Here is a 13,152-nt window from a genome sequence, read left to right as displayed (position 1 = left end):
ATGAGTTGTTGAAAAAGACCATTCAACACATCAAAGCCAATCATCCTGATTATGGCTACCGACGTGTTCATGCCAGCTTGCCAGGCGTGAATCATAAAAAAGTTCAACGTTTAATGCAGACGCTTGGGCTTCAAGTGCGGTCAAGAAAAAGCAAGAAATTTACGACCTATCGAGGCACGATAGGGGTGATTGCACCGAATCATCTTGAACGCGATTTTAGTGCAACGGCCCCGAAACAAAAATGGGTGACCGATATCACCGAGTTTAAGGCGAAAGATGGGAGTAAAGTCTATTTATCTCCAATTTTAGACTTATTTAACAATGAGATAGTCTCCTATAACCTCAGCTATTCCCCAAACTGGGCGCAAGTAGAGGACATGTTAATGCAAGCCGTCAAAGGATTAAATAAAGCTTGTGGTGTCATTTTACATTCAGACCAAGGCTGGCAATATCAAATGGTAGCTTATCGTCAAATCTTGGCTGAACATGGCATCATTCAAAGTATGTCGAGAAAAGGGAATTGCTTAGATAACGCCGCAATGGAAAGTTTCTTTGGGCGATTAAAAACAGAATGTTTTTATGGTCGGGAATTTAAAACAAAAGAAGAGATAGTTGATGCTGTCAGAGATTATTTGGATTACTATAATCACCGACGGATTCAACTAAAATTAAAAGGACTGAGTCCGATACAATATCGAAAACAATCCTTTAAATAACAGTCTAACTTTTTGGGGTCAGATCAATTTTGATCGCTCTTTTGCTTTCCATTATCTTATCGCCATGCTTTGAATTGGTTAATCAATCCATTGGTTGAGCTATCATGGCTTGAAACGTTCTCTTTGTCTGCCAATTCTGGAAGAATTCGATTCGCTAATTGTTTACCTAATTCCACGCCCCATTGGTCGAAACTGAAGATATTGAAAATCACACCTTGTGCAAAAATTTTGTGTTCATACATCGCAATTAATGCGCCAAGAACAAATGGTGTAATTTTCTGCACTAAAATAGAGTTGGTTGCTTTGTTACCTGTAAAGACTTTAAATGGCACAATGTCTTTTACCTCTTCCAACGATTTACCGGCTTTCACAAACTCTGCTTCGACTTCTTCTTTAGTTTTACCAAAAGCAAGTGCTTCAGTTTGCGCAAAGAAGTTTGATAACAATTTGCTGTGATGATCACCTAATGGATTATGACTTTGTGCCGGCGCGATAAAATCACAAGGAATTAACATCGTACCTTGGTGAATCAATTGGTAGAACGCATGTTGACCGTTTGTACCTGGTTCCCCCCAAATAATTGGGCCAGTTTGATAATCACGGATAACATCGCCATTACGATCGACATATTTACCGTTTGACTCCATATTGCCTTGTTGGAAATAAGCCGCAAAACGATGTAAATATTGGTCATAAGGTAAAATTGCTTCAGTTTGTGCACCGAGGAAATTGGTATTCCATAAACCGATTAACGCTAATGTTGCAGGGATATTTTTTTCTAATGGCGCAGTACGGAAATGTTTATCCATTTCATGCGCACCACTTAATAACGCTTCAAAATTGTCAAAACCGATTGAAAGTGCGATTGAAAGACCAATTGCAGACCATAAAGAATAACGGCCACCAACCCAATCCCAAAACTCAAACATGTTGTTTGTATCAATACCAAATTCTGCTACCGCTTTACCATTGGTCGAAAGTGCAGCAAAGTGTTTTGCCACCGCGCTGTTATCTTTCGCTGCCGCCAGTAACCAATCACGCGCAGAATTCGCATTGGTCATGGTTTCTTGTGTGGTAAAGGTTTTAGATGCCACTAAGAAAAGTGTGGTTTCAGGATTGACTTTTTTCAATGTTTCAGCGATATGTGTACCATCTACGTTTGAAACAAAGTGCATATTCAAGTGATTTTTATAAGGACGAAGCGCTTCGGTCACCATGTAAGGGCCTAAGTCCGAACCACCGATACCGATATTCACCACATCAGTAATTGCTTTTCCGGTATAACCTTTCCATTCACCTGAAATCACACGATCACAGAACGCACTCATTTTCGCTAATACCGCATTCACTTCCGGCATCACATCTTTACCATCTACATATACTGGTGCATTTGAACGGTTACGAAGTGCGGTATGTAATACGGCACGATTTTCTGTGCGATTAATCTTTTCGCCCGTAAACATGGCATTAATTGCTTCATCTAATGCCGATTCTTTGGCTAATTGATGAAGTAATTTAAGGGTTTCTTGGTTAATTTTATTTTTTGAAAAATCCACTAAGATTTGATTTTCAAAAGTTAAAGAATAATCGTTAAAACGATTTTGTTCTTGTTTGAATAAATCAGCGATGGTGGTATGAGCTAGTTGAGATTGGTGAGCTTCAAGTGCTTTCCAAGCTTGTGTATTGGTTGGGTTAATGTTTTTCATGAATATTTCCTTTTAAAAATTGAATTCTTTACATTTTTGCTTTCTTGCAAAAACAATTAATCGACATATTCTGTTATAACACGAGGCGTTAATTTTGTAATCAGTTCATAGCTTAAAATACCACTGTATTTAGCTACCGTTTCAATTGGTAATTCCTTACCCCATAAAATCACTTCGTCACCGACTTTATCTTGGCTATCTTCGCCTAAATCTACCGTTAGCATATCCATTGAGACACGACCAACAATAGGAACAATACGACCATTTAGATAAACTGGCGTACCTTCTGGCACATCACGCGGATATCCATCACCATAACCAATGGCAACCACGCCAATTTTAGTATCTTTCGGACTCGTCCAAATACCACCATAGCCAACAGGTTCACCTTTTTTATGTTCTCGCACCGCAAGCAATGAAGAAGTTAAGTTCATCACGGGGATTAAACCAAATTCAGCGCCGACAGTATCTGTTGGTGAAATGCCGTACATAATAATCCCTGGGCGAATACAATCTAAATGCGCTTCTGGCCAGAATAGAATCCCACCTGATGCGGCAATGGTTCGGTCTCCCTCTTTATTTTTTATAGCTTGAAGAAAACGATCTAACTGAACTTGAGTGTAATCTGAATCTAACTCATCAGCACGGCTAAAATGACTCACAAAACCTAAGTGCGGTTGAATTTGAGGGAGTTTTTTCAGCTCTTGATAAAAATAATTCACTTCATCAAGTGATACACCTAAACGGTGCATACCGGTATCAATTTTTAACCAAACTTTAATTGGACTTGGTACTACGGCTCGTTTTAATGCTTCAAGCTGTTCGCGGTTATGTACCACCGTCTCAATATTATTTACTGCAATAATAGGCAGATCTTTTTCATCAAAAAAGCCTTCTAGCAATAAGATCGGTTTAATAATACCGTTAGAGCGTAAAGATAACGCCTCTTCTAAGCGTGCCACAGCAAAGCAATCCACCATGCTTTCTAAAGCGGATGAGACAAATACCACACCGTGACCATATGCGTTTGCTTTTACCACAGCAATAATTTTACTGTGGGGCGCTTTTTCTTTAATAACTTGTAAATTATGTTTTAAGGCAAGCGAACTGATTTTCGCTGTTGCCGGTTTCACGTTCATTTTTCTAATCCGTTATTTTTTGTCTAATAATCATCTCTGTATTCACGCTGTTCGGCAAGGTTATCAAAGCGTGAGAATTGACCGTTAAATGCTAAACGTACACGTCCAATCGGGCCGTTACGTTGTTTACCAATAATGATTTCAGCAATACCTTTGTCTTCAGAGTTATCGTTATACACTTCGTCACGATAAATAAACATAATCAAGTCAGCATCCTGCTCAATAGAGCCTGATTCACGTAAATCTGAGTTTACCGGACGTTTATCTGCACGTTGTTCCAACGTACGGTTAAGCTGAGAAAGAGCTACAACGGGGACTTCTAATTCTTTCGCTAAGGCTTTTAAAGAACGGGAAATCTCCGCGATTTCTAAGGTACGGTTATCTGAAAATGCAGGTGCGCGCATTAATTGAAGGTAGTCCACCATAATCATGCTCAAGCCCCCATTTTCGCGATACACACGACGCGCGCGAGAACGTAATTCCGTTGGGGTTAAACCAGATGAATCATCAATATAAAGATTGTTTTTTTGCTTAAACATCCCAAATACGCTGGCAATTTTGCTCCATTCCGTTTCATCCAAATTTTGACCAGTACGAATTTTGGTTTGGTCCACGCGAGCTAGAGAGGCAATCATACGCATCATGATTTGTTCCGCAGGCATCTCTAAACTGAATACCAACACAGGCTTATCACTTGCCATGGCGGCATTTTCACAAAGGTTCATTGCAAAGGTGGTTTTTCCCATAGAAGGACGTGCAGCGACAATGATAAGATCAGAAGGTTGTAACCCTGCTGTTTTCTTATCTAAGTCAACAAAGCCCGTTGTGATCCCTGTCACACCACTATGATTTTCAAGCTTACTTAAGGTATCAATTCGAGCAATAGTACTTTCCAACACGCTGATCACATTTTGTGGTCCTTCAGTTGAAGAACTGCGTTTTTCAGCAATAGCAAACACTTCTCTCTCGGCTTCATCCAACACCATTTTGATGTCTTTGCCTTTCGGAGAATAGCTGTTTTCAGCGATACGATTTCCCACTGCAATAAGCTCACGTAAAATCGCTTTTTCACGCACGATTTCAGCATAAGCCAAAATATTAATGGCATTTGGCGTGTTATTAGAAAGATCCGCTAAATAAGCAAAACCGCCTACAGAATCACTAATACCCTTAGCTTTAAGAGCTTGATCAAGGGTGATTAAATCAATCGGTGTTTGGTTACGCATTAATTCTTCCATGGTTTGGAAGATTGCTTTATGCGCAAAAGTATAAAAATCCTCAGCAATCACTCTTTCAGCAATACCATCCCAATGTTGATTACTCAACATGATGCCGCCAAGTACGGCTTGTTCAGCTTCAGTAGAATGAGGCGGGATGCTAACTTGTTCAGTTTTATGATCAGATGATTGGATTTGTCGTTGTGATGCCATAAGGATTTCAATTTAAACTAAAAAACTGTGCTTATGATACCGCAAATAAGAGATGGTTTTAAGAAAAAAGTACGGTCAATATTTTCAATATTTTAGATATAAAAAACGGTGGAAAAATCCACCGCTCTTTTTTATTCAGAAATGTTGATTATTCAACCGTTAAAGTACGACAAACGTTGGTTGTGCCTTCTGATTCATCACCTTGTGTTAATAAAACAAGATCACCTGAAACTAAATAACCTTTTTCTTTTAATAGGTTAATCGCTGCTTTTGCACCCGCAGAACTACGAGATTCACCATCAAAATGAACAGGTGTCACGCCGCGGTATAATGCACAACGGTTTAAGGTTTCTTGAACACGAGAAAGTGCAAAAATTGGTAAACCTGAGCTGATACGTGACATTAATAATGGTGTACGACCAGAGTGGCTTAATGTAATGATTGCAGCAATACCACTTAAATGGTTTGCTGCATACATTGCAGACATTGCCACAGATTCTTCAATATCTCTGAATTCACGATCTAGACGGTGATGAGAAATATTGATGCTAGGCATTTTTTCTGCCCCTAAACATACACGAGCCATTGTCGCCACAGTTTCAGCTGGATATTGACCTGCTGCTGTTTCTGCTGAAAGCATTACCGCGTCAGTACCATCTAATACCGCATTTGCCACGTCCATCACTTCTGCGCGAGTTGGCATTGGGTTGCTGATCATTGACTCCATCATTTGAGTTGCAGTGATTACCGCACGGTTTAATTGACGTGAACGACGAATTAATTTTTTCTGTACGCCAACTAATTCTGGGTCACCGATTTCAACACCTAAGTCACCACGCGCAACCATGATCACATCAGAAGCAAGGATGATATCATCCATTGCTGCTTCATCAACAACGGTTTCAGCACGTTCAACTTTAGCAACGATTTTCGCGTCTAAACCTGCTTGTTTTGCTAATTCACGTGCATAGTTTAAATCCGCACTTGAACGAGGGAAAGATACAGCTAAGTAATCTACACCGATACGTGCAGCTGTGATGATATCTGCTTTATCTTTTTCAGTTAATGCATCTGCAGATAAACCACCGCCTAATTTATTGATCCCTTTATTGTTTGATAATGGACCACCAACTGTCACTTCAGTAAATACTTTTGCACCGTCAGTAGAAAGGACTTTTAATTGAACACGGCCATCATCTAATAAAAGAATATCGCCAGGAACAACGTCCTGTGGAAGAGTTTTATAGTCTAAACCAACGGCTTCTTGATTACCTTCACCTTTTGGTAATTCCGCATCAAGAATAAATTTATCACCAACATTTAAGAAAATTTTGCCATCTTTAAAAGTAGAAACACGAATTTTAGGACCTTGTAAGTCACCTAAAATTGCCACGGTTTTACCTAATTTTTTCGCGATTGAACGAACGCGCTCAGCACGGCCGATATGATCGTCTGGTGTACCGTGAGAAAAGTTCATACGCACAACATTAGCGCCTGCTGCGATAATTTTTTCAAGATTGTTATCGCGGTCTGTTGCAGGACCCATTGTACATACAATCTTCGTTCTTCTTAATTTTTTAGACATTATCTAAACTCCACAAATGGTTACAATTTTAATAAGATTTTTTTAAATTTCGGATCATCCGAGATAAAAAACGCTGCGCATTATACGCTTAAACCACCGCAAAATCAAAACAAGCACTGAGAGTTTTTGCAACAAATTTTGGTTATTTTTTTAGCAGCTAAATTTAACTTGAAACAAATCCCCTTGTTTTCATCATTAAAACTGTTTATCATCTGCCACATCTTTTACGCGACTATAGCTCAGTTGGTTAGAGCACCACCTTGACATGGTGGGGGTCACTGGTTCGAGTCCAGCTAGTCGCACCATTTACCCTAAACACAGCCCCGCGAAACTACTCGCGGGGTTTTGTTTTCCCTAGTGTTTTCAAGGCTTTTCAGCCCTTTTACTTATCGCAACCAATCAGATTTAATTGTCTTTAACCGCGTTTTTTAGTAACAAGTTTAGTAACAAGGTGATAAACTTCGAAAAATCTTGTTACTAAAACCAAGGAAAAATGATGCCTCGTGTTACTAAACCGCTCACAAATACCGAAGTAGATAAAGCGAAAACAAAGGATAAAGAATACAATCTAAGTGATGGTAACGGTCTTTTTTTACGCATTAAGCCTACTGGTGCTAAGGCTTGGATTTTTAATTATTATCACCCAGTAACAAATAAGCGCACATCTTTTACTATTGGAACTTATCCAGCTATAACACTTGCGCAAGCTCGTCAAAAACGTGAAGAATATCGCGCCCTACTTGCTCAAAGCATCGATCCGCAAGAATACATAAAAGAACAAGAACTAATTAAAAACGGTCAGAACGAAAATACTTTCTATAAAGTCGCTTTACTTTGGAAAGAAAAAAGAAGTAAAGAAATTGAGCCTATGACAATGGAAAAGAATTGGGCAAGATTAGAAAATTATCTATTCCCTACTCTTGGAAATTATCCTATTGATAAGATCTCTTCCCCTTTACTGATTAAAACTGTTCGTCAATTAAATGAAAAAGGTTTCAATGATACGCTGCACCGTTTATTAAACCTCGCTAACCAGATTTTAAATTATGCGGTAACAATCGGATTGATTTCGTTTAATTCTTGCTTGAAAGCATCTGATGCTTACCATAAAGAGCCTCAAAAACATCACCCAGCAATCAAACCGGAAGAACTACCGAAACTATTACAAGACTTCAAAAATTCAAACAGGGATTATCTAACAAAGGTTTTGTTCCGCTGGCAATTACTTTCAATGGTTCGTCCGGCCGAGGCGGTTTCTGTTGAATGGTCTGAAATTGATTTTGATAAAAAGTTATGGACTATCCCAGCCGAAAAAATGAAAAAAACAAGACAAGGGGCATTTCCGCACATTGTTCCTCTCTCGTCTTTAATGATGGATATTCTGAAAGAATTGAAACCTATAACAGGTGATGACAAATTCGTATTTTCTCACTACCACAAACCTAACCAATCAGCCAGTAAAGAACTAATTGCTAACGCATTGAGAAAAATAGGTTACAAAGGGATTCAAGATGCTCACGGATTGAGATCGATAGCTAGAACGTTTTTAGAAAATCAGCAAGTTGATTTCCGTATTGCTGAAAGTTGTCTTGCTCATAGCATTGGGAATAAAACAAGTCAGGCATATAACCGTTACGATTATGTAGAACTCCGCCGCCCTGTGATGCAATTATGGAGTGATTTTGTGGAGCAATGCGAAAAAGAAAGCGTGTGAATTAGCGGCGTGTAAAAAATATTACAAAAATTGGTTCACCTGTTCACCTTGTCAATTTAACTTTTTATTTCATATAGTTACGGGTGAATAGGTGAACATTATTGTTCACCCTAATTGTTCACCTTTTAAGAAAAAAGCATAAAAAAAGGGGCTTTCGCCCCCTTTTCCTGGTTTATGAATTGAACTCATTTTGGAACTCTTCATAGTTTTTGAAGTGAACATTGGAGCGATATCCATATTTTCCCTTAACCTTAGAGAACTCAAATTTATTTTTATGTTGAGCAAATCCTTGCTTTAATGAATTTGAGAAATTTCTCAAAGTAAGGGTATTTGTAATGCCGCTCGCTACAGCAAAGGCTAAGTATGCCGGATAAAGATGCGTTTTTGACTTATTGACTTGATTCGCATTTCCTATATACAAGCCGTCATTCTGTGGCGTAGTATAGAAATATCCGCAAAATTCGGTGATGTGGTCAGATTCGCTTTTTATTTCCAAGGCCTCATCACTTGTTTGTTGCTCTTTTAAAGCAGCCTTAGCGGTTTCAGGTTGTTCAAAGTTATGTATTAGTTTGTAAATAATACCCCCTACTTCCCTCTCAATCTTATCCATGAAATTAGGATCTCGCTCGTTTTCAGGTACTACTTTGTCAAAGTGAAAGATTACCCTTCTTCGCTCAATCCCACCGCTACGCTCTGTAAATCTAGTCGCCTCGTTATTAACGATTAAGACTACTGCCGGAATAACCGCTTTAAATTTAGTGCGGTGTTTTGGGTCAATATTCACAGGGTCGCCCCCTGTAATACTTTTCAATCCACCACCATCACCACCATAACGCGATTGTTCAGGGCAAATTAGCAAAGTTTTACCTACAAAGCTTTCTCGCCCGCGCGGTTCATCTAAATCCACTAAACGCCCGCTTTCTGTGTTCTGCTCACCAGCCAATAACGTGGCAATATTAGCAAAAACAGATTTTCCACTACCACCATCGCCTGTTACTTCAAAGAATAATTGCCAGTCGTTGCGATTAGTTAAAACTGCGTATAAAGCTGCTAGAATAGCGTTCTTTTTGCTTTCTTTACCACTGCTTACGAACTCTAACCACTTATCAAAATATGGTGTATTTTGCGCTGAATTTAGATATTCATGCGGAATATAAGACATTAACCAATTTTCCCGATAATGGGGCAAGAACTCTAACGTAGTGCGGTTTAAAGTGCCGTTATTGAAAGCAATCAACTCTTGCGCCTGTGTTCCCATTTTTGGCGATTGGATTTTGATTGTATCAATAATGCTTTCGATTGAGCGCGCACTATAATTGAAGTCCTGTTCATCAAAGAAAGTTACTGCATTATCTAAGAACTCAAATTTATCTACTAGCTGCCAGCTTATGCCGTCATAGCGATATAATTCTCGGTCTTTTGGGTTTAATGCTAAATCCATATTTAGCCACTTCGTCAAAGCCCGTGCCTTCTTATTTACTCCGTCATTTTCTTTCAGTTTTTCGGGCGGTGCTAATTGGTCTGCTAAATCTGCCGCCTTTTTATCGGTTCGCAAGCGTTGAATGTAAGAGCTTAAATCCTCTTTTACTTGTGCGGCCGCATCAATGAGTTTCACTTCTCTAGCAGAAGTATTTTTTGCTAAATTCTGACAAATTTCGGTGATTTCTTCCTGTTTTAATTCGCCATATTGAGCAATCTTCACTAACTGCTGATCTTCTTTAGCTATACGCGTTGAAGAAATATTATCAAGTTGATTTTCACCTAGAATAACTGGTTTCTGATTACTTTCTAGACCATCCACCAACGAACACAATAAGAGCCACTCTTCACCTTTTCCATTATCCCATGCTTGCCATGCTTTAGAGCCAGCTAGCACAAATAAATCGGAATAAGGTTCATGCGGTTGATCCGCAAGATGCGGAGCATTAATTAATCGAGCCATTGTTCACCCCTTTAAGTACTCCGTTTTCAATATCATTGATACGTTCAGCAACTACTTTTTGAAAGTATGTAAGAGTTTCAACTAAAGAAATGACAATGCTATTTTTCAGCAATCCATCAATGATTTCATCGTTAGTTAAACTTGCTACTATTTCTTCCGGATTAAATGAAGGAGGATTCGGTGCTAGTTGTAATAAATGCTTATTAGTCGCTAACAGTTCATCGTGTAGATTTCGTAACTCATAGAGTTTTTCAGAAGGATAACTCTCAAAAATTTCCGCTAACGTTACGATTGTTTCACCCAGATAAGGTAAAGGCAAATAATGAGTCTCACCCTCTTTCTTTTCACAATTCATCTGACTATACATAATCGCTTTTAATTCGACCGCACTTAAATTTGAGTAGTCTAATTTTTCATTCATATTCATCTTACTTACTCCCCTTTTGTTGTTCAGATCGTTCAGAGTTTAAAGCGCCTATCTGTTCCACCACCTCACTAAACTTATAGAGCAGATATTTATTAGCTTGATTGAAATATTTCAATTTGGCCGTATCTTCTCGGGATAGATTACCGTCTTTGGCCAATGCGTTAAGCAAATTTCCACCACCAGCCAATTTATTCATTAAATCCACTATTTCATCACGAAACTTGATCTTGTGATGAAAATCCCCCGGATAAACTTCAAGACATCGTTTGTTACTATCCTGTATTAGTTGGAATTGACGTGAAATTTGGGAATATTTCAAAGCCAATGGATTAAAAAACAGCTTACCTTTTCTTTTTTCAGCTTTCTGTTCTCCATTACCAGTGGCACTTTTCGCCACCGGTGGCGCTTTTTGTAACTGATGGCGGTTTTCGCCACTGCTTACTAAATTTTTATCACTTGCCGCTTTCCATTGTTTTAGCTGTTCCATAGGGTTATTTGGTTTCATTTCTTGCCACCTTTCTAATTGTTGCTGCTTTCTTGATTTGTTCGATTGATGCCGCCAATCCTTTGTAGTGTCCAGAGTGTAGATAATCTTCTGCAAAGGCTAAGAATTGTTTAATCCGTTTACAAGATTTCTCTAACTGCTCGGGTGTCGGTGTATATGGTTCTTTGAATGCTTTGATTTTTTTAGCTTTCATTGTCTTCCCCTTTCAAAATCGTGATCACTTCTAACACTCGGCCGCAAATATTGGCTTGTCCTATTTCGTGCTTACATTTGATTTTTGCCTGTAACGCTTCTCTCAACGTGCCATATTCGCCTGCTATGAACTGGTCGCCATTGTCATAGGTGAAAACAAGGGTGTAAGGGAATTTAGTGTTACTCATCATTTCGCCCCCTTATTTCCACCGTTAAGGTGATAGGTGGCTTCTGTTGATACATTGCGCAATGTGTTTAGAAAATATGCGTTGGCTTGAATTAATGCTCCGATATGTTTTACATTGTCATTGCTCATCGCTCGATTATCAAAATCCTGCTTAGAATCAGCAAAATGCCCTAAACGGCTTACCATATCGCCTAATTCCATTAAGCCATATTCGATAGATTCACAAAGACATTCGCTTTCTGTGCGAATTTTCTCTAAGGTCTGCTTACTTACATCGTTACTATTAACAACATCTTGAAGAGCTATTTGAATAGCATCATAACTAAGCATGGTCCACCTCCGCGAAAGAGATTGAAGGAAAAGTATTTGCCGATAAAGCACTAGCGTTTTGAAGATTGATTCTTCCAGCAAGTACTAAGACGAACTCACGGGCAAGCTTAGCGCGTGCGTTGCGTTCGCTATCAGCGGTAATACGGATTTTTTGAAGGTGATTTGATAAATCAGTACGGCGAATGGCCGCGAAGATGAATTGATACATTTGCGTAGATTCCTGTGATAAATTTTCAGAATCTACCGCTAGACTTTCCACGGTCGGGCGGTAGAACGTAACAAGGTGGAAAACTGCCATCACAGGAAGACAGCCCGTCAAAGACGGCTTATTACGCTCTACCATTGAGAGAATGATTGGATTTATATGTAAAACAAAATCCGCATATTCTTTTGGTGTGCGAATGTTACGAACAAAAAAAGCACGGTTCTGTGGCGTGCTGTCGTTCGCCTGTGATAAATAGTTCAGCTTTCCACGGCTGGCAATCACTTTTTCTGATTGCGTGTTCATGATGCCAAAATTAACTGTGGTTTGTAAAGCGATTTCAATCAAAAATAACTTGAAAAATATTTCATATTGATTAAAATATTTATGATTTAAATTCATGGTTATTATTTCCATATTTTTAAATGACCTTAACGTATTGATAAAAATTACCTTTAGAAGGTTTAAACGCCGCATTGGATAGCCTTGCGGCGTTTTTCTTTTAACGGAATCGAAAGTAGGCTTGCTGTTCTTCATGCGCAGTAAGCTCACCTCCCTTAGCCTTGTAAATGGCAATCACCTGTTTTAACTGTTCAGCATCTGCGATTTCATAGCGGTAATATTGCCCCATTCCATCCGCAGTCTTTTCGGTTGTACGTTTCACTTTGCCGGTTAAATGATTGCGTTCAAGTTCACTGATATAGTTACGTGCTGACGTCATGCCCATTGAATAACCATCAATGCCGCTAATGCTAGAAAGAATTAAACGGTGTAACACTTTTAAGAATTGTGTTGGTTTTCTTGCTTCGTTCATCTTCCACCACCTTAAGCACGTGCGGCTTTTTGTTCTTCAATCCACGCATTTACTTCTTCTAAATCCCAACGGACAAAGTTTTTTGAAAAGCGGATTGGTTGTGGGAATTTCTTGGCTTTTACAAGCAAGTTGAGTTTGGTGCGGCCAAAGCCAACAATATGGCAAGCGATTTCACCGGAGATTAGTTTTTGTTGAGGGTTTAAATTTGGATTCATAAGAAAATACCTATCGTTTGTTTAACACTGTGGAATAGCGTTCTATTC

The 13,152-nt window shown here is 39.0% G+C and carries 15 protein-coding genes and 1 tRNA gene; 3 read left to right on the top strand and 13 right to left on the bottom strand.

Features of this window, described 5'->3' with window-relative positions; genetic code table 11:
• Nucleotides 1-5: 5 nt before the first annotated feature.
• On the top strand, nt 6-716 hold the full coding sequence (locus tag DX522_RS10425) for an IS3 family transposase (RefSeq protein WP_262054218.1): 711 nt from the start codon (nt 6-8) through the stop codon (nt 714-716).
• 56 nt (nt 717-772) lie between these two features.
• Here the strand turns inward: DX522_RS10425 and pgi are convergent, their stop codons facing one another.
• The 4 genes from pgi to pyk form a co-directional block, all read right to left on the bottom strand.
• Complete coding sequence (gene pgi, locus DX522_RS10420; protein WP_115180741.1) at nt 773-2,422, bottom strand: glucose-6-phosphate isomerase; 1,650 nt, start codon at nt 2,420-2,422, stop codon at nt 773-775.
• A 56-nt stretch (nt 2,423-2,478) separates the two neighbouring features.
• The gene (alr, locus tag DX522_RS10415; RefSeq protein ID WP_115180740.1) at nt 2,479-3,561 is read right to left on the bottom strand and encodes an alanine racemase; all 1,083 of its coding nucleotides are present in this window, start codon (nt 3,559-3,561) and stop codon (nt 2,479-2,481) included.
• 23 nt (nt 3,562-3,584) lie between these two features.
• On the bottom strand, nt 3,585-4,991 hold the full coding sequence (locus DX522_RS10410; RefSeq protein ID WP_115180739.1) for a replicative DNA helicase: 1,407 nt from the start codon (nt 4,989-4,991) through the stop codon (nt 3,585-3,587).
• Between the two features lie 148 nt (nt 4,992-5,139).
• Nucleotides 5,140-6,576 carry a pyruvate kinase gene (pyk, locus tag DX522_RS10405; RefSeq protein WP_115180738.1) on the bottom strand — a complete coding sequence of 479 codons (1,437 nt, stop codon included), beginning with the start codon at nt 6,574-6,576 and terminating at the stop codon, nt 5,140-5,142.
• 228 nt (nt 6,577-6,804) lie between these two features.
• Between pyk and DX522_RS10400 the strand changes: the two genes are divergently transcribed.
• Together DX522_RS10400 and DX522_RS10395 are read left to right on the top strand one after the other, a co-directional pair.
• Nucleotides 6,805-6,881 (top strand) — tRNA-Val (locus DX522_RS10400).
• A gap of 191 nt (nt 6,882-7,072) precedes the next feature.
• Nucleotides 7,073-8,290, top strand: coding sequence for a tyrosine-type recombinase/integrase (locus tag DX522_RS10395; RefSeq protein ID WP_115180737.1), 1,218 nt, complete (start codon nt 7,073-7,075; stop codon nt 8,288-8,290).
• A 172-nt stretch (nt 8,291-8,462) separates the two neighbouring features.
• Here DX522_RS10395 and DX522_RS10390 read toward each other — a convergent pair whose 3' ends face one another.
• The 9 genes from DX522_RS10390 to DX522_RS10350 form a co-directional block, all read right to left on the bottom strand.
• Nucleotides 8,463-10,232, bottom strand: coding sequence for a phage/plasmid primase, P4 family (locus DX522_RS10390; RefSeq protein ID WP_115180736.1), 1,770 nt, complete (start codon nt 10,230-10,232; stop codon nt 8,463-8,465).
• Nucleotides 10,216-10,659, bottom strand: a complete 444-nt coding sequence (locus tag DX522_RS10385; RefSeq protein ID WP_115180735.1) for a hypothetical protein — start codon at nt 10,657-10,659, stop codon at nt 10,216-10,218. The genes DX522_RS10390 and DX522_RS10385 overlap by 17 nt, the downstream gene beginning before the upstream one ends.
• Before the next feature lies 1 nt (nt 10,660).
• Nucleotides 10,661-11,164, bottom strand: a complete 504-nt coding sequence (locus DX522_RS10380) for a hypothetical protein (protein WP_115180734.1) — start codon at nt 11,162-11,164, stop codon at nt 10,661-10,663.
• The gene (locus tag DX522_RS10375) at nt 11,151-11,357 is read right to left on the bottom strand and encodes a hypothetical protein (protein WP_115180733.1); all 207 of its coding nucleotides are present in this window, start codon (nt 11,355-11,357) and stop codon (nt 11,151-11,153) included. The genes DX522_RS10380 and DX522_RS10375 overlap by 14 nt, the downstream gene beginning before the upstream one ends.
• Complete coding sequence (locus DX522_RS10370; RefSeq protein ID WP_115180732.1) at nt 11,347-11,547, bottom strand: hypothetical protein; 201 nt, start codon at nt 11,545-11,547, stop codon at nt 11,347-11,349. The genes DX522_RS10375 and DX522_RS10370 overlap by 11 nt, the downstream gene beginning before the upstream one ends.
• Nucleotides 11,544-11,873, bottom strand: coding sequence for a hypothetical protein (locus DX522_RS10365; protein ID WP_115180731.1), 330 nt, complete (start codon nt 11,871-11,873; stop codon nt 11,544-11,546). The genes DX522_RS10370 and DX522_RS10365 overlap by 4 nt, the downstream gene beginning before the upstream one ends.
• On the bottom strand, nt 11,866-12,360 hold the full coding sequence (locus DX522_RS12080; protein ID WP_410002742.1) for a host cell division inhibitor Icd-like protein: 495 nt from the start codon (nt 12,358-12,360) through the stop codon (nt 11,866-11,868). Before DX522_RS12080 ends, DX522_RS10365 begins: the two co-directional genes overlap by 8 nt.
• Before the next feature lie 217 nt (nt 12,361-12,577).
• Nucleotides 12,578-12,889, bottom strand: coding sequence for a hypothetical protein (locus DX522_RS10355; RefSeq protein ID WP_005633836.1), 312 nt, complete (start codon nt 12,887-12,889; stop codon nt 12,578-12,580).
• An 11-nt stretch (nt 12,890-12,900) separates the two neighbouring features.
• Complete coding sequence (locus tag DX522_RS10350; protein WP_065243202.1) at nt 12,901-13,104, bottom strand: helix-turn-helix transcriptional regulator; 204 nt, start codon at nt 13,102-13,104, stop codon at nt 12,901-12,903.
• Nucleotides 13,105-13,152: the final 48 nt, after the last annotated feature.

The organism is Haemophilus parainfluenzae (assembly GCF_900450995.1).
GTDB classification, from domain to species: domain Bacteria; phylum Pseudomonadota; class Gammaproteobacteria; order Enterobacterales; family Pasteurellaceae; genus Haemophilus_D; species Haemophilus_D parainfluenzae_O.
The sequence above is the reverse complement of the archived record's forward strand: the minus strand, read 5'-3'. Positions and strand labels throughout refer to the sequence as shown.

Bases quoted from the DNA above. Each gene is read 5' to 3' on its own strand.
- pgi (WP_115180741.1), bottom strand. From the start codon at position 2,422: ATGAAAAACATTAACCCAACCAATACACAAGCTTGGAAAGCACTTGAA.
- alr (WP_115180740.1), bottom strand. From the start codon at position 3,561: ATGAACGTGAAACCGGCAACAGCGAAAATCAGTTCGCTTGCCTTAAAA.
- DX522_RS10410 (WP_115180739.1), bottom strand. From the start codon at position 4,991: ATGGCATCACAACGACAAATCCAATCATCTGATCATAAAACTGAACAA.
- pyk (WP_115180738.1), bottom strand. From the start codon at position 6,576: ATGTCTAAAAAATTAAGAAGAACGAAGATTGTATGTACAATGGGTCCT.
- DX522_RS10395 (WP_115180737.1), top strand. From the start codon at position 7,073: ATGCCTCGTGTTACTAAACCGCTCACAAATACCGAAGTAGATAAAGCG.
- DX522_RS10390 (WP_115180736.1), bottom strand. From the start codon at position 10,232: ATGGCTCGATTAATTAATGCTCCGCATCTTGCGGATCAACCGCATGAA.
- DX522_RS10385 (WP_115180735.1), bottom strand. From the start codon at position 10,659: ATGAATATGAATGAAAAATTAGACTACTCAAATTTAAGTGCGGTCGAA.
- DX522_RS10380 (WP_115180734.1), bottom strand. From the start codon at position 11,164: ATGAAACCAAATAACCCTATGGAACAGCTAAAACAATGGAAAGCGGCA.
- DX522_RS10375 (WP_115180733.1), bottom strand. From the start codon at position 11,357: ATGAAAGCTAAAAAAATCAAAGCATTCAAAGAACCATATACACCGACA.
- DX522_RS10370 (WP_115180732.1), bottom strand. From the start codon at position 11,547: ATGATGAGTAACACTAAATTCCCTTACACCCTTGTTTTCACCTATGAC.
- DX522_RS10365 (WP_115180731.1), bottom strand. From the start codon at position 11,873: ATGCTTAGTTATGATGCTATTCAAATAGCTCTTCAAGATGTTGTTAAT.
- DX522_RS10355 (WP_005633836.1), bottom strand. From the start codon at position 12,889: ATGAACGAAGCAAGAAAACCAACACAATTCTTAAAAGTGTTACACCGT.
- DX522_RS10350 (WP_065243202.1), bottom strand. From the start codon at position 13,104: ATGAATCCAAATTTAAACCCTCAACAAAAACTAATCTCCGGTGAAATC.